Below are 15,863 nucleotides of genomic sequence, written 5' to 3' on the forward strand. Positions count from 1 at the left end.
CCCCTCACTTCCGTAATAGTGCATTGCTGTCAATGATCAATGCGACCTGTCCGTCTCCAAGAATCGTCGCGCCAGAAATGGCACGGATGCCTTCTAGATAACTACCGAGTGGCTTCATGACGATCTCCTGTTGACCGATCAATTCGGATACGATCAACCCTGCTAATTTTTCGCCACTCCGGACGACGACGACCGAATAGGCTTCTGCCTCATGTTGTGGCAATCCGTAAACTTCATTCAGCGAAATAAGTGGAACCAATTGTCCACGGAAATCAAATACTTTTTCCCGGTGCGCTTGCAGGATCGCCGATTTACGTAAAGATGTCGTCTCGATGATGGCAGTCAGTGGAATTGCATACGTTTCTTGTCCGAGCTCAACGAGCATGGCCGAGATGATCGAGAGCGTCAATGGTAAACTGATACGGAAAATCGTTCCTTCTCCGCGGCGTGTCTCAACGAACACTTCTCCACCCAATGATTCGATCTTCGATTTGACGACGTCGAGACCAACACCACGACCAGACAAGTCCGTGACTTCTTCTGCTGTCGAGAAACCAGGTGCGAATAACAGCATCGAAGCCTCTTCGATCGTTAATTGCATCGCTTCTTCTTCTGTGATCAATCCTTTTTCAATCGCAATCCGTGTGACACGTTCGTGATTGATACCTGCTCCATCATCTTCAATCTCGATGAAGACTCGGTTTCCTGAATGGTAGGCACGAAGCGAAAGATTTCCTTCGACCGGCTTATTCGCTAAAATCCGTTCCGCTTTGTTTTCAATTCCATGATCGATCGCATTACGGATCAAGTGGACAAGTGGATCACCAATCTCATCGATGACTGTGCGATCAAGTTCCGTCTCAGCACCCGTAATGTGTAGTTTGATATGTTTTCCGACATCCTTCGAAACGGAACGCACCATTCGTGGGAAGCGGTTGAATACTTGTTCGATCGGCATCATTCGTAACGTTAAAACGAGTGATTGCAATTCGTTCGTGCCCCGTTTGATCCGTTCGACCGTATCTGTCAATTCCGGTGAGCTGACTTCTGCTGCAATACGCTCCAAACGTCCGCGGTCGATGATGAACTCTTCGAACAGATTCATCAAACGATCAATCCGCTCGAGATTGACACGAATCGTTTTCGAAGCGACAGGCACAGATAGATCTGTCTGTTCTGGTGAATCCGGTGAAGCTATTGGTGCAGGTACTGATGTCGCAACCGGCACTTCCTGTGGAAGGGTGGATGTCGCCACCTCTGCTTCTGGTGTTGCTTCGAACACGTCCATCGTTACTGTTGCGACTTCAGAAACCGAGGCAACCGCCTCTTGAATGACCGATTGCTCTTGTTGTGTCACGAATAAAACAGAGAATGACGTCTCAAAATGTTCTTGCTCCAGTTCATCAGATGTCGGATTCGACAAAATGACATCTCCGAGCTGTTGTAAACGATCAAAGACCATGTAGACACGTGCCGCTTTTAAGATGACGTCTGCTGAAAGTTCGACTTGGACGATATAGGCTTGATAACCGGACGCAATCGATTGTTTGACGACCGCTTCCGAATAGACATCACATTCGAATGTTGATTGTGCAGTTGATGGCGTAACCGAAATGATCTCTTCTTGTTCGGGACGAATGAACTGCTGTAATCGTCTCACTGTTTCCGTAACGTCAAGTTTCCCTTTTCCACCGCGACTGATGTCTTCTACCATCGTTTCCAGTTGCTCAGCAGCAACGAATAGGACATCGATCAACTCAGCTGTAGCGGGTTGTTTCTTTGATCTGACTAAATCAAGGGCGCTCTCCATCTCATGCGTCAAATCAGCGATCGCATCATATCCCATCGTTCCTGCCATCCCTTTTAGCGTATGGGCAGAACGGAAAATTTGATCGATGACCGCTTCATCGTCTAATCGTTCTTCAAAAACCAATAAGCTTGTGTTAATAGCTTGTAAATGCTCCATCGACTCATCGAGGAACAACCCCACATATTCATTTAAGTCCATGACTGATACCCTCCTTTAATCTTAACGGACATGATCTTTTCGTTTTTTCAGACGATGTAACAATCGATCTAAAAACTTCCGTTCTTTGACTTGTACACCTGTTAGAGACGTCGTGATATGATCGAGTCGCCAACTGACGTCACTCGTTCGATCCATCAAGTAAAATGGCATCTGTGCCTTGACTGCTTTGACGACTGTTGGATCTTCCGGCAAAAAACCGGTAAAGCGCAGTGGCTTTTGTAAAAATTGTTGGCTGACGAGCGCTAGTCGATCAAACGTTTCAAGTGCTTCTCCACCATTCGTCGCCCGATTGACGACTACGGAAATCGGAAGATCCGTCGCATGATGGTGTGCCAGTTTGACGAACGCATAACCGTCCATGATTGAAGTCGGCTCTGGCGTGACGATCAACCAGGCTTCGTCTGCACTACTGATAAAATCGAACGTCTGATGATTGGCGCCGGCTCCTAAATCGAGCAACACAAAATCATACTCATAGAAAAATTGGAATTCCCGCAGTAGGAACACGACATCCTCCTTCGTCAGATTCGTCAGTTCCGCAAATCCACTCCCGCCATGAATGAAATGAAGGGATGGCGACTGTTCAACGATTGCGTGCTGGAGTGATTCTCGTCGTTTGACGCATTCCATCAAGGATGACTTCGATGATTTACCGAATAGAATACCAATGTTCGCCATCCCGATATCAAGATCAATCAAGAGTACTCGTTTTTCTTGTAACGATAATGCCACGCCAAGATTCACCGCGACATTCGTTTTTCCGACGCCACCTTTTCCACTCACGATGGCAATCGTCTTCGTTTCCTTGACGGTCACTTTTGATCGTAAGACACGTGCTTGATCTTCTCGCATCATCTCATCCCTCTCTCGACGATCATTCGGGATAACTCATCCGCCGTAGCGAACGTGATGTCTTCTGGCACTTCTTGACCCGTTGTCACGCAATAGATTGGTAACTCCGTCTCTGTCATAAGTCCAAACATCGACCACAGTTCACTTGTTTCATCTGCTTTCGAAAATACGATCCCTGATAAGGGAATCTTGCTGAAACGATCGTGGATCTGTAATAAATCTCGATATTTCGATGTCAAACTAAGAACTAAGAATACATCCGTATCCTCAAAGTCATGACGACTTCGTAATTGCTCTACATATGCTTCGTCAAGGAAATTCCGTCCCGCTGTATCGACAAGTACGATATCGCATGAAGCTAGCGCCTGCTTCGCTCGTTCGAAATCTTCCAGGTCGTATGCAACATGAATCGGAATACCTAATATGTCGGCATATGTCTTCAGTTGTTCAATCGCTGAGATCCGGTATGTATCGGTTGTGATGAGACCGACTCGTTGATTTTTGATGAGCGTATGGTGTGCAGCGAGTTTAGCGATGGTCGTCGTCTTACCGACACCAGTTGGTCCCGTCAGCATGACATAACGTGCAGTCGACGGCGTCACGCGCAATGCCGACTTCACTTCTTCCGTCAAGAGATCGGTTAATTCCGTTTGCTGCGTTTGATAGTACGCAGTCAGTAATCGCTCATGCAATCGGTCAGACACCTGTTGTAACGCTGGTTCTGCCAACAGCGGCGCATAATGTCGCAATTCTTTTGGCAATGGTCGTTCGCCTATCGTAACGATCGTTGGACGCATGGGGATCGGTTGGATGGTTTCCACAATGTCCTTCCGACTCGTTGTTTGCTTCGAGACGATCGGTTCGTTCGACACATGTTCATCCACCGATGCAACCAGTTCCACTTTTTTCTTCGCAAATAAGCCAAAGAATCCGCCCACTTTGATATGGCGAGTATTTAATATGATGGCATCGTTACCGAGTTCGCGTTTGATGCGTTCCATGGCTTCGCTAACGGAATCCGCCGTGACTTTTTTGACTATCATCGCTTAAATCACCCCAATACTCTTAACTTCAATCGTCGGCATTAATTCGTTATAAGACAAAATCGGAACATCTGGAAAATACCGTTCTGTCAATTGACGGACGAACATCCGGATACTTGGAGACGTCAGGATGATCGGATGCGCCCCGTACCGTTCGAATTCCGCTGCCCTCTCTTGCAATGTCTCGATGAAACGTGTCGCTTTTTCGGGATCAAGCGCTAAATAATTTCCGAACTCCGTCTTTTGGATGGCCGACTGGATATCCAGTTCCATCTCACTCGAGACCGTCACGACATGCAAGACATCTCCTTGCATGACCTGTTCCGTAATTTGCCGCGATAAGGATTGACGGACATATTCAGCAAGCAGTTCGCTGTCTTTCGTCACAGCTGCATAGTCCGCGAGCGTTTCGAAAATCAATGGTAGATTTCGAATCGAGACTTTTTCTTTTAATAATTGAACGAATACTTTTTGAAGTTCCCCGATTGATAACAGTTGTGGTGTTACTTCCTCGACCAAAATCGGATGCGATTCCTTCAAATGATCAACCAACTGTTTCGTCTCTTCTCGTCCGAGTAATTCAGCGGCATGTTTCTTCAAGAGCTCCGTTAAATGTGTCGCAACAACGGATGGTGGATCAACGACCGTATAGCCTGACATCTCTGCTCGACTACGTGTCTGTTCATCAATCCAGAGTGCCGGCATACCGAATGCCGGTTCGACCGTCTCGATGCCTCGAATTTCCGGATCATCGACACCCGGGCTCATCGCTAAATAATGATCCAGTAGTAGCTCACCACTTGCCATCTCACTTCCGCGAATCTTGATTCGATACTGGTTCGGTGATAACTGCAGGTGATCACGAATCCGAACGGTCGGTAGAACGAATCCAAGTTCGAGTGCTAGCTGCCGACGAATCATGACGACACGATCGAGTAGATCGCCACCTTGCGCTTCATCAGCGAGTGGAATCAAACCGTAACCGAATTCAAATTCAATCGTATCGACATTCAATAAGGAAATGACCGATTCACTCGAACGCAAGTTTTCGCTCGGCGCTTCCTCAACGGCGACCTCTTCTTGCATCGTCTTCGTCGTCTGTTTCATTCGCCAAGCGAAGAAGCCGAACAACGCTGCAATCGGCATCGTGACGTAATCAGGAATCGCTGTGAATAGTCCGAGTAAGAAGATTGCTCCAGCCGCGATTCCGACAAGTAATGGTGTGCGTGTCAATTGACCGATGACATCTTCACCAAGATTTCCGTCGGATGTCGAGCGCGTGACGATGATTCCGGTCGCAACCGAAATCAACAGTGCTGGAATCTGACTGACGAGACCGTCCCCAACTGTTAACAACGTATACAATTTGACTGACTCCGCCATCGGTAAGCCTTGCTGAACGACACCGATGATCATTCCGAAGATCAAGTTAATGATGACGATGATGATACCAGCAATCGCATCTCCTTTAACGAACTTCGAGGCCCCGTCCATCGCCCCATAAAAGTCTGCTTCCGATTGGATTTTTTGACGACGAGTCCGGGCTTGTAATTCGTCAATCATACCGGAGTTCAGGTCGGCGTCGATTGCCATCTGTTTTCCGGGCATCGCATCAAGCGTAAAACGTGCCGACACTTCCGAGACTCGTTCTGACCCCTTCGTAATGACGAGGAACTGGATCAAGACGAGAATCAAGAAGACGACGAAACCGACGAGCGCCTTACCGCCGACGACAAAATTTCCAAAAGCCTCGATAACTTCGCCACCATTTCCGTTTGATAGGATCGCCCGTGTCGTCGAGACGTTAAGTGCCAGACGAAACAAAGTGACGATCAATAACAACGTCGGAAAGACAGAAAACTCAAGTGCCTCTTTGGCATTCATCGCAACGAGTAATACCATCAAAGCAATTAAGATATTGATGATGATTAAAAAATCGAGCATGATAGCAGGCAGTGGGATGACGAGCATGAAGACGATCATGATGACGCCTAGCAGAACCGTTAAATCTCGTGTTGATATACTCATGATGCTTCATCCTTTCATTTTGCTTGTTTCAGTTGATAGACAAAGGCGAGTGTTTCAGCGAGCGCCTGATAGAACGTTTCATCCACTGCCATACCAATCTCTGTTTGAGCGAACAACGCCCGCGCCAGCGGACGATTTTCAACAATCGGGACATCAGCTGCTGTCGCCTTCTCCCGAATCCGGAACGCGACAGCATCTACGCCTTTTGCAACGACAATCGGTGCCATATGTTTTCCGTCATCGTATTGGATCGCTACCGCATAATGGGTCGGGTTCGTGATGACGACATCGGCATTCGGTATTTCTTGCATCATCCGCCGCATCGCCATCTCCCGTTGTTGTTGTTTAATCTTTCCTTTGATTTGAGGGTCACCTTCCGTGTTCTTATGCTCATCCTTTAAATCCTGTTTACTCATTCGAATCGACTTTTCGAAATCAAATTTTTGATAAGCGAAGTCTAGAATGGCTAACGCGATCAAGGCGATACTGACCGACAAACCGAGTAAAAATGTTAAATGACCAATGATAGCTAACGCATCGCCGATTGGTTCCGAGGTCAACCTCGAAATCTCGACTTTGTTGTTCCAAAGAACCGTGCCACTCGTGACACCGATGACTAACAGTTTAAAAACGGATTTCAAAAACTCGACGAGTGCTTTAACGCTAACGATCCGTTTGACGCCTTGAAGCGGATTGATCCGGTCCAGCTTCGGCTGAATCGCCTCACCACTTAAGAGCACACCAATCTGAACGAAATTGCCAAGGATTCCGATGACGACCGCTGTTAAAAAGAACGGTGCGACTAAAATCCCCATTTGAATCAGCATCTCGACTAAAATCTGTTCAATTCGTCCCTCTTCAACAGCTTGCAGAACTTGACTTGCACTGAGACCATCTTGTAGGACGAGTACGAATCGCCGTCCTAGAAATGGACCGAAAAAATAGAGAACAAGAAACATCGCGAATAACATAAAACTACTCGTTAAATCTGCTGATTTTGCGACCTGTCCCTTTTTACGCGAGTCATCCCGCTTTCGAGGTGTCGCTTTTTCCGTCTTCTCACCAGCGAAGTACTGAAGATCAAGGCGTAATCGATATGAATGCATGTCCTTAACCTCCTAGTAATCGAATGGCGTCTGCAAGTACATCTTGCAACAATGGAACGAATCGACCGATTCCTGTGATCGTCGCTCCTGCTAATAAAAACAGAATCGCGTATCCCATTAACAGTTTGACGGAAAAACCAATCGCAAAAATGTTGAACTGGGGTGCCGTTTTCGCTAAGAAACCAAGTGCGAGATCCACTAAAAAGAGTGAAACAACAAGTGGCATCGCCATTTGTAAGGCAGTCAACATCGCAAGTCCGACGACACGGATGACCAAACTCATTCCTGCGTCGCCTGATACCGCAATCAGACTGCCCGGCGGAAAGATCTGAAAGCTCGTATAGATGCCGTCCAGTAAAATGAGATGCATATCAGAAGCGAGCAGGACGAGTAACGTCAGCATGTAATAAAATCGTCCGACGATTGGTGACTGTCCGCCAAACATCGGATCATAGGCGGAAGCCATCGCAAGACCCATCTGTAAATCAATGATCGAACCCGCAATTTGTGGGGCGTATAATAAAAAACTGGCAAGTAAGCCAAGAGCTAGACCCACTAAGACTTCCGTTCCCATCCGAAAGAAAAAATCGAAGTCTTCTACACGAACGTCCGTCTTCACAGCGTAACTCGCAAAGTAAGCAAGACCCGCCGCAAGTGCTAATTTATGTTGCGCTGGTAATTGTCTTGATGAAAACAAAGGCGCCGCAACGAGAAAACCGACGATCCGTCCAAAGACGAGCAGAAAAACACTCAGGAAAGAAAGTAATGTCATTTTCGGGAAACCTCAGCGATTTGTTTGAATAGATCAATCGTAAAGGTCTGTAACTCCTGCATAATCCAAGGTCCAAAGAAGACGAGTGCTAAAAATACGGCAACAATCTTTGGAACAAACGATAACGTCTGTTCCTGAATCTGCGTCGTCGCCTGCAAAATACTGACGAGCAGACCGACGACGAGCGAGACTAGTAACAAGGGGGCCGATACTTTGAGTAATGTCCAGACAGCAGAACTCGCCAACTGAATAATCATTTCTTGAGTCATCTTTTCTCCCCCTAACGCATACTGACGAGCAGTGATTCAACAATCAGGTGCCAGCCATCGACTAAAATAAATAACAGCAATTTAAACGGTAACGCAATCATGACTGGCGGTAACATCATCATTCCCATCGACATCAAAACACTCGAGACGACCATGTCGATGACAAGGAAAGGAATGAAGATCATGAAGCCGATTTGGAAGGCTGTCTTCAATTCACTAATCGCATATGCTGGAACGAGTGCGACGAGTGGAATATCTTCAATCTTTTCCGGTTTTTCATAATTACCGTATTTTAAGAATAGTTCTAAATCATTCGTTCGCGTGTGCTTCGACATGAAGCGTTTCATCGTATCTCCTGCTTTATCAAACGCTTCATCTTGACTGATTTTATCAGCCATATATGGTTTTAGAGCCGTCGTGTTTAATTCCGATATGACGGGCGACATGACGAAAAGCGTAATGAACAGCGCCAGTCCGACGAGTAGCTGGTTCGGCGGCGTCTGTTGTGTTCCGAGAGCCGAACGGACGAACGACAACACGACGACGACACGCGTGAAACAAGTCATTAAAATTAGTAACGAGGGCGCCAGTGATAACAACGTCAGTAATACGAGCAGTTTAATCGATGTTGCTGTTCCTGACGGAGTATCGAGTGAGATCAGGTTTTCAATCGTATTCATGAGCGCCCTCGATTCTTCTGCAGTTGCTCGAGTTGTTGTTTGAACGTCTCAAGAAATGGTGAAGGTGCTGATTTCGAAGATGCCTCTTCAAGATCCGTCGGTTCGTATCCCTCTAAATCGTCCAGCGTGTCTAAGAGTTGCACGTTCTCACCAACACCGACGACATAAATCTTATCCTGCACTTTCACTAACTGAACCGATCGATCCTTACCAAGTGGTACACCACCTAGATGGGTCAATCGTCCGGAATGTCTGACGCCTCGCGTCCGCTCGTGAATAAAACGTGTCACGAGGATGAATCCGCCGATCAAGACGACGAGAACGACGACTCCTTTAAAGATGGTCAATGCCATGGAAGGACTCTCATCGACTTGCTGAGTCGTCGGTGCATCGTTCTTGGTTGGATTTAATTTTTCTTCGACCGTTTCAGCCTGTACAGGAAGTGTCAGCAGAAACAGAAGACAAATCAGCAAAGTCACTTTTTTCATGACGAGACAGTTTTCGAGACCGCTTCAAGCACACGATCCGCTTGGAACGGTTTGACGATGAAATCTTTTGCACCTGCTTGAATCGCGTCGATGACCATCGACTGTTGCCCCATCGCTGAACACATGATGACTTTAGCGGCAGGATTGAATGCTTTGATTTCTTTAAGCGCAGAGATTCCGTCCATCTCAGGCATCGTAATGTCTAGCGTGACGAGGTCCGGTGTCAATTCCTTATACTTTGAGACCGCTTCGCGTCCGTTTTCTGCTTCACCGACGACATCATAGCCGTTCTTCGATAGGATTTCCTTGATCATCATCCGCATGAAAGCGGCGTCGTCTACGATTAATACTTTTGCACTCATAATAGTTCCTCCTTAGAACATCCGAAGACGTTCTTTTGTATTTACGATTTCCGTAATGCGTACACCGAAGTTCTCTTCGATGACGACCACTTCACCCGTTGCGATCAATGTATTGTTGACAAGAACGTCAACTGGTTCCCCTGCCAGTTTATCCAGCTCGATGACAGAACCTTGTGTTAATTCCAATATGTCACGAACGGAGCGGCGTGTCCTTCCTAACTCAACCGTGACGTTCAACGGAACATCATATAACATTCCGATATTTCCTGGCGTGCCCTCTACTTCCATCTCACCTAACTGACTAAATTGAACTGGACTGACACCGACTGGCGTTGCTTTCGGTTCAGGTGGTGGGACGACCGTTCTTTGTTCCATCGCTGGTGCCGGTGTTGGTTGCGCTTGTGGTTGTGGTTGTTCTGATTGCGCTTGTGCCGTTGCTTGTGGTGCAGGTTCTGCTTGTTGGGTCGTACTCGCGCTAAAGAGTTTTTGAATCAATTGTTTCGAGAAATCCAGTGGTGCTAATTGAACGATTTTTGAATCAATCATCGTGCCAATCTTCAGATCAAACTCGATGATGACCATGTTCTCCCAAAGAGAAAAGCTATCGACGATACTCTTATCTTGTGAAAAATCAAAAATTTCAACAGCAGGTGGTGAGATATCGATTCGCATGGAGAACACGGTCGACATCGATGTCGCAGCAGCTCCCATCATCTGATTCATCGCTTCCTGCACAGCAGATAGAGCAATCGGCTCCATCTCCAGCGACTCGTCGATGACGCCGTCGCCTCCCATCATCAGGTTCGCGATGACGGAAGCATCTCGCTGTGTCAGGATCAGGACATTTTCTCCTTTAAATCCTTCTGTATAGCCGACACGCAACGCGACGTGCGGAATCGGATAACGACTTCGTAATTCTTCCATCGAAATCATCCGAACATGTGGTGTCGTGATTTCTACTTTTTGATTCAACAATGCCGATAAGGCCGTTGCTGAATTCCCAAGTGAGATGTTTCCGACTTCCCCTAGCGCATCGATTTCCATATCATCTAATATTTCCTCTGCGTCCGAATCTTGCGGTTCATCGATTGATGGTGTTCCGCGTAGCAACGCATCGATTTCATCTTGCGAAAGCATATCGCTCATGTTATTCCTCCTCAATTCGTTGTAAGACTTGCAAAGCGAGGTGTTTCCCATTTAGTCCCGGTCGGGCTTTGAACATCTTCCGGTCATCGACGAATACATCGACGGCATCCGAGGCTCGCGTCTTCAGGGATAAACAATCGCCTACTTCGAGGTGTAACAATTCACCAAACGATAGCTCTGTTTGGCCGAGCACTGCTTTTAAATCGACGACGGAACTCATCAACTGCGTTTGCATGTGTTCAGACTCTTGATTATCTGCTGTCGTTCGCTTTTCTTGTTGCATCCAATAATGACTTGATAATTTCGGAAGAACGGATTCAAGGGTCACGAATGGCAAACAGACATTCAACGTACCGCTCACTTCTCCAACCGTTACGTAAATCGATACGAGGATGACCGTCTCATTCGGAGAAACGAGCTGTAGAAACTGCGGATTGATTTCTAAATCGTCGTACTCCGCCTCGACTTCCGTCACCGATTCCCAAGCGGCGCCATATTGGACGAAGGCACGTTTGAACAATTGTGTCAGAATACGCGTCTCGATCTCCGTCAAATTTTCAATCTTGTTCATCCCTTCACCCGGTCCTCCAAGTAATCGATCGAGCATCGCATAAGCAATGTTCGGATTGACTTCGAACAAGACTTTTCCATCAAGCGGATGAAGGTTCACAAGATTGATCAATGTCATGTTCGGAATAGAATGAATGAATTCATCGTACGGGAGTTGCTCGACTGTATTGACCGTGAACTGGACGTACGTCCGAAGTTGTGCAGAAAAATGCGTCGTCAACACTCGGGCGAACTGTTCATGGATACGCGTCAAATTCCGTAATTGATCTTTTGAGAAGCGAAGCGCTCGTTTAAAGTCATAGACTTTGACACGGCGCTGCTCCTCTTGGCTTCGGATTTCCTCGACTTCCATATCTCCGCTTGAAATGGCTGATAGCAAGGCATCGATTTCATGTTGGGATAATACTTCGCTCATGCTGCCACCTCACTGGATGATTTTTTTCGTCGTATAGACACGCTGGACATCACCTTCTTGGATGAGCTTCTTGAACTGCATCCGTAACCGTTCTTCGAGCTTCTCCATATCCGCTTTTGAGTCTAAGTCCGACTTTTTCATCGCAGATAAATCACCTAAGATGATGTTATTGATTTGAAACTTTCGTAATTCTAAATCATCACGCGTTGCTTGATCGTCCGTAACGATCGTGAATTGGACATTCAAGAACCGTTCGTCTGCGATGTTCGTCGTCAAGTCGTCTGTCTGAAGACTTCGTGCATCAAGTTCTTCACCCGTTGGCTGTTCGACTTTCGCTTCTGTCGTATCATTAGCTAAAAAGTAATTCATGATCATATAACCTGCCCCAACCATCAGTGCTGCGACAATGATCATGATTAAAGGGATTTTTAGTTTACTCTTCTTCTTTTCTTCGGCCATCTTCGAGCCTCCTCATACTGTTCAAGCCCGCTAATCCGATTTGTTGATAAAAAGCGATTGCGATTGCTTTAACTTCTTCCATTGATTCTTTTACGACATAAATCTGTCCGCCGACTAATTGAATCGTCGTATCCGGCGTGGCACGCACCGATTCAATTAATATCGCGTTCAGTACAAGAGGGGCGTTACGTAACGTCGTAAGCGTAATCATCGTTTCAGGTTGACCAATTCCTCAAGTACTTGGTCAGACGTCGTAATGATTCGCGTATTCGCTTGGAAACCACGTTGAGCGATGATCATCTCCGTGAACTCTTCTGATAAATCGACGTTTGACATTTCGAGCGTTCCAGATGTCAATTGCCCCATCCCATTCAAACTTGGTGTTCCAAGTACTGGCTCACCTGAGTTTTGCGACGCTGCGAACACGTTGACACCTGATTTTTCTAGACCACCTGGGTTAGCAAAGTTCGCAATCGTGATGTATCCGACGTTTTGTAATGCACCTGTCGTATCCACATAAGTGACAAGACCGTCTTTCCCGATCGATAGGTTACGTGCATCCGTCGGTACTTTTAGTTTTTGGAATCCTGCGCCACCTGCTTCCGGAAGCGGTACCGGTGGTGTCTCGCCATCTGCGATTGCTTGAGAGTCACTACCAATCAAATAGTTTCCGTCGCCGGTAACCAAGTTTCCTTCAAGATCGGTATAGAAGTTACCAGAGCGTGTATAACGAATCCCTTCTGCCGTGACAACTTGGAAGAATCCTTCCCCAGAAATCCCGACATCGAGGACGCGACCCGTATTTTGAAGCGCACCTTGGTTATACACGTTATCAACTGTTGACATCGATGCTCCGAGACCGACCTGTTTCGGGTTCGTCCCACCGACATTACCACCAGCACCTGATGATGAACCGACCGATTGACTGACGAGATCCTTAAACGTCACCCGTCCTTTTTTATAACCAAACGTATTGACGTTGGCGATGTTATTCCCGACGACATCAAGTTTCGTCTGAAAGTTCTTGAGCCCACTGATTCCTGAATACATTGAACGTAACATTATTTTTCCTCCTTCGATTGAATCTGCGTCAACTCATACACACTGATTTGTTTTCCGTTCGATAGCTCTGCCACGACATCCAGTCCATCTCGCTTTACGCTGACGACACTGGCTGTCTCTTCGACGGTCGTCGTCTGCTCTGCTCCTGAAGCATCAGTCGTCTTCGACTCCGCTTCATAACTGACGTTCTTACCAATCAGATTGCTGTAGGATAATAACGCCGTCGCATGTTGGTTCAAGACCATCGTGTCCATCGTCTTCCCGATTGATTGCATCTGTTCCAGTGAAGAAAACTGCGCCATCTGAGCGATGAAATCCTTATCTTCCATCGGTGCCGTCGGGTCTTGATTCGAGAGCTGGGCAATCAGAATCTTCATGAACATATCTTTATCCATCGCTTTATTCGTCGGTACTTGTGACTTTTCAGGAAGCTGGTATGAAGTACCATCTGTTTTGATTGCATCAGTCATCGTCTTCCTCCTCTTCTTCCTCTACTGGAGCGGGTGTTTCTTGATAAGGGGACTCATGCTCCTGCTGATCACGTGTGAAGGACTGTTGAAACTCCCGTGCACTAGATGCGATCATCCCCGTCTCGATCTTCACGACCGGCGTCTGCTGGTGTAAAGCTGTCTGCAATTTTCCAAGTTGTTGCTCGATCGATTGTTTCGCTTGTTCAGTACTCGCAAACAGTTTGATGGTCAATGCCCCCTCCTTACGATCGAGTTGAACGACGACCTCTCCAAGCTGCTCTGGATAAAGACGAATCGACAATCGAGTTGACCCGTCAGCACCTTTTAAGAACGGTGCCTGTTGAAGTGCAGCTTCAATCCGCTGTTGAATCTGTTCTGGTACGGGTAGCGGCACTGGACGAATCGTTTGCAACGGGGTACCCTTGTAAATCGGAATGCTCATTGGAGTCAGCGCGGCTTTTCCTTCTGGATCAACGGGTATGGTCGCTTTTCGCATGAGTGAAGCGAATACCAACGGAAGCGGTGTCTTTCCTTTGGCCTGCTCAGCTACAGCTACAGTGTCCGACTTGAGCGTTTCGACAATAGGACCAGTTTGCGGGAGCGTCTGTTTCACAGGCAACGCGGAAATGTCTCCTTCAATCGTAGTAAGTAATGGTTGTTTTAAGTTGTTCGTATGATGATCTTTCATTTTGATCGTATCGTTTGTTACTGTCTGCAAGACGACTTGCTGAAGCAATGGTGGCAATTGATCGAACTGATTTTTCGCCTGCTCGACATTTCCCTCAAGCAATTGTTTGACGAACGCTAGTAGTTGTTCCATTTTCTTCGGTTCTTGTTTTAACGCCTCCACTTCCGGTTGTTTCAGTAAAGAGAGAAGCTCGTCCGGTTGATCTACGAGTTCTTGTATCCAATCCGGTAATAGTGGTGTCTCCACTTTCGTCTCGAGTGCTGTCAAATCAGCTGAGACCGGTGACGATGACGTTGTTGGTAACTTTGTCAGATAATCCAGTAACGAAGCAAATTGACCACCAACCGTGGTCATCTCTCCTTTTTTCCCTGTTCCAGTATTCAAGTTCGGGGAGGATGATTGTATTACTTCCGTCATGTTCATCTGGCTTCCCTCCTTACTTCGTCGCGAGTAGCTGTGTTAAGGCCGCCGCTTTTTTAGCATCCATCTTGGCAATGATCGCCGCCTGTTGTTCCGCATCGATGTCCTCGATGATCGGTACGACTTCTGTCGGACTGAGTTCGTTTAAGATGAGCGCAGCATCCTTTGGTGCCATTTCAGCATAGACATCAGTCACAGATGCTGCTTTTTTCTTCGTCGTCTTCGTTTGATCCGTCGTCGCGGGCGTCGGTGTTTGTTTTAAACGATCTCGTTCTGCAATCAAACGTTCGACTTCCTGTTCTTTCGCTTTTAAAGTATCCGATTGTTCCTTGCTTTGATTGCGTAGTTTCTTGATTTCTTGATTCGCTACTTTCAGACGACGTTCGAGTTCTGCTGACGGATTTGCTTGATTCGTAGTCGTTTTTTCCGTTGCGAACGGTAAGGATAGCAGTGGGCGTCCATTCGCATAATTTAATACGAAATAAGCTGTCAGCAAGATTAAAATCAAAGGGATGATCAATAAAGGTAAGATCCATCCTTTTGACGTTTTATTTTCACTCATATCATCCGTCCTCTTCCAAACTGTAACAATGCCAGTTCATCTAATTGATTTTGTTCCGTCAATGCCTCGATTCGTTTTGTTTCAACGGTATGATTCTCTTGCAGACGACTAAACTTCTTCTCCTCGATCAACGCTCGTTCGAGTGCTTCCTGTGCGCGTTCATAGCGATTTTTCGATTGTGTCACGTACAGTTGTTGCCGTTCGATTTCTTGCTTCACGACATCTCGAGCCCGCTCTCGATATTGCGAAGACGTTAATTCGACGATGCCAATCTCATCTTGCGCTTTCAGAAAGGATTCATAACGGACGAGCAGATGGTATAGTTTTTCGACTTCGATCTCATATTGCTTTTTATGAAGGCTCAATTCTTTTGCGACGCGATCTTTCTCTGCTTCAGCCAAGGGAATGATTCGTTCATAAATCGTCTTCATCTTCCGTCCTC

Annotated in this window: 19 protein-coding genes; all 19 read right to left on the reverse strand. The window is 46.7% G+C overall.

The window, feature by feature from the left end:
* Positions 1-4: 4 nt before the first annotated feature.
* The 19 genes from AC3B4V_RS05080 to AC3B4V_RS05170 are packed head-to-tail and all read right to left on the reverse strand — an operon-like array spanning position 5 to position 15,852.
* A complete protein-coding gene (locus AC3B4V_RS05080; RefSeq protein ID WP_488377929.1) occupies positions 5-2,008 on the reverse strand; it encodes a chemotaxis protein CheW in 2,004 nt (667 codons plus the stop codon).
* 21 nt (positions 2,009-2,029) lie between these two features.
* Positions 2,030-2,884, reverse strand: a complete 855-nt coding sequence (locus tag AC3B4V_RS05085; protein ID WP_050677468.1) for a MinD/ParA family protein — start codon at positions 2,882-2,884, stop codon at positions 2,030-2,032.
* On the reverse strand, positions 2,881-3,924 hold the full coding sequence (locus AC3B4V_RS05090) for a flagellar biosynthesis protein FlhF (RefSeq protein ID WP_488377930.1): 1,044 nt from the start codon (positions 3,922-3,924) through the stop codon (positions 2,881-2,883). The genes AC3B4V_RS05085 and AC3B4V_RS05090 overlap by 4 nt, the downstream gene beginning before the upstream one ends.
* 3 nt (positions 3,925-3,927) lie before the next feature.
* Positions 3,928-5,952: a flagellar biosynthesis protein FlhA gene (flhA, locus tag AC3B4V_RS05095; protein ID WP_488377931.1), complete on the reverse strand. Its 2,025-nt coding sequence runs from the start codon at positions 5,950-5,952 to the stop codon at positions 3,928-3,930.
* A gap of 14 nt (positions 5,953-5,966) precedes the next feature.
* On the reverse strand, positions 5,967-7,058 hold the full coding sequence (gene flhB, locus AC3B4V_RS05100) for a flagellar biosynthesis protein FlhB (protein WP_029342059.1): 1,092 nt from the start codon (positions 7,056-7,058) through the stop codon (positions 5,967-5,969).
* 4 nt (positions 7,059-7,062) lie between these two features.
* The gene (fliR, locus tag AC3B4V_RS05105; RefSeq protein WP_029342060.1) at positions 7,063-7,830 is read right to left on the reverse strand and encodes a flagellar biosynthetic protein FliR; all 768 of its coding nucleotides are present in this window, start codon (positions 7,828-7,830) and stop codon (positions 7,063-7,065) included.
* Entirely contained in the window at positions 7,827-8,099 is a 273-nt protein-coding gene (gene fliQ, locus AC3B4V_RS05110) for a flagellar biosynthesis protein FliQ (RefSeq protein WP_023468705.1), read from the reverse strand. The genes fliR and fliQ overlap by 4 nt, the downstream gene beginning before the upstream one ends.
* Positions 8,100-8,110: 11 nt before the next feature.
* Positions 8,111-8,779, reverse strand: a complete 669-nt coding sequence (gene fliP / locus AC3B4V_RS05115; protein ID WP_029342061.1) for a flagellar type III secretion system pore protein FliP — start codon at positions 8,777-8,779, stop codon at positions 8,111-8,113.
* Positions 8,776-9,267: a flagellar biosynthetic protein FliO gene (locus AC3B4V_RS05120; protein ID WP_133207502.1), complete on the reverse strand. Its 492-nt coding sequence runs from the start codon at positions 9,265-9,267 to the stop codon at positions 8,776-8,778. Before AC3B4V_RS05120 ends, fliP begins: the two co-directional genes overlap by 4 nt.
* The gene (locus tag AC3B4V_RS05125; RefSeq protein WP_035407009.1) at positions 9,264-9,629 is read right to left on the reverse strand and encodes a response regulator; all 366 of its coding nucleotides are present in this window, start codon (positions 9,627-9,629) and stop codon (positions 9,264-9,266) included. The genes AC3B4V_RS05120 and AC3B4V_RS05125 overlap by 4 nt, the downstream gene beginning before the upstream one ends.
* A 12-nt stretch (positions 9,630-9,641) precedes the next feature.
* A complete protein-coding gene (gene fliY, locus AC3B4V_RS05130) occupies positions 9,642-10,775 on the reverse strand; it encodes a flagellar motor switch phosphatase FliY (RefSeq protein WP_488377932.1) in 1,134 nt (377 codons plus the stop codon).
* A gap of 1 nt (position 10,776) precedes the next feature.
* The gene (gene fliM, locus AC3B4V_RS05135) at positions 10,777-11,760 is read right to left on the reverse strand and encodes a flagellar motor switch protein FliM (RefSeq protein WP_029342065.1); all 984 of its coding nucleotides are present in this window, start codon (positions 11,758-11,760) and stop codon (positions 10,777-10,779) included.
* A gap of 9 nt (positions 11,761-11,769) precedes the next feature.
* Positions 11,770-12,174, reverse strand: coding sequence for a flagellar basal body-associated FliL family protein (locus tag AC3B4V_RS05140; RefSeq protein WP_231681733.1), 405 nt, complete (start codon positions 12,172-12,174; stop codon positions 11,770-11,772).
* 19 nt (positions 12,175-12,193) lie between these two features.
* Positions 12,194-12,430 carry a flagellar FlbD family protein gene (locus AC3B4V_RS05145; RefSeq protein WP_488377933.1) on the reverse strand — a complete coding sequence of 79 codons (237 nt, stop codon included), beginning with the start codon at positions 12,428-12,430 and terminating at the stop codon, positions 12,194-12,196.
* Positions 12,427-13,281, reverse strand: a complete 855-nt coding sequence (gene flgG / locus AC3B4V_RS05150; RefSeq protein ID WP_029342068.1) for a flagellar basal body rod protein FlgG — start codon at positions 13,279-13,281, stop codon at positions 12,427-12,429. Before flgG ends, AC3B4V_RS05145 begins: the two co-directional genes overlap by 4 nt.
* Positions 13,281-13,751, reverse strand: a complete 471-nt coding sequence (locus AC3B4V_RS05155) for a flagellar hook capping FlgD N-terminal domain-containing protein (RefSeq protein WP_488377934.1) — start codon at positions 13,749-13,751, stop codon at positions 13,281-13,283. The genes flgG and AC3B4V_RS05155 overlap by 1 nt, the downstream gene beginning before the upstream one ends.
* The gene (locus tag AC3B4V_RS05160) at positions 13,744-14,862 is read right to left on the reverse strand and encodes a flagellar hook-length control protein FliK (protein WP_488377935.1); all 1,119 of its coding nucleotides are present in this window, start codon (positions 14,860-14,862) and stop codon (positions 13,744-13,746) included. The genes AC3B4V_RS05155 and AC3B4V_RS05160 overlap by 8 nt, the downstream gene beginning before the upstream one ends.
* Before the next feature lie 13 nt (positions 14,863-14,875).
* Positions 14,876-15,421, reverse strand: coding sequence for a MotE family protein (locus tag AC3B4V_RS05165; RefSeq protein ID WP_050677477.1), 546 nt, complete (start codon positions 15,419-15,421; stop codon positions 14,876-14,878).
* Entirely contained in the window at positions 15,418-15,852 is a 435-nt protein-coding gene (locus tag AC3B4V_RS05170) for a flagellar export protein FliJ (RefSeq protein ID WP_029342072.1), read from the reverse strand. The genes AC3B4V_RS05165 and AC3B4V_RS05170 overlap by 4 nt, the downstream gene beginning before the upstream one ends.
* Between the last annotated feature and the right edge of the window lie 11 nt (positions 15,853-15,863).

The sequence above is a fragment of the Exiguobacterium sp. E17S genome (assembly GCF_057772545.1).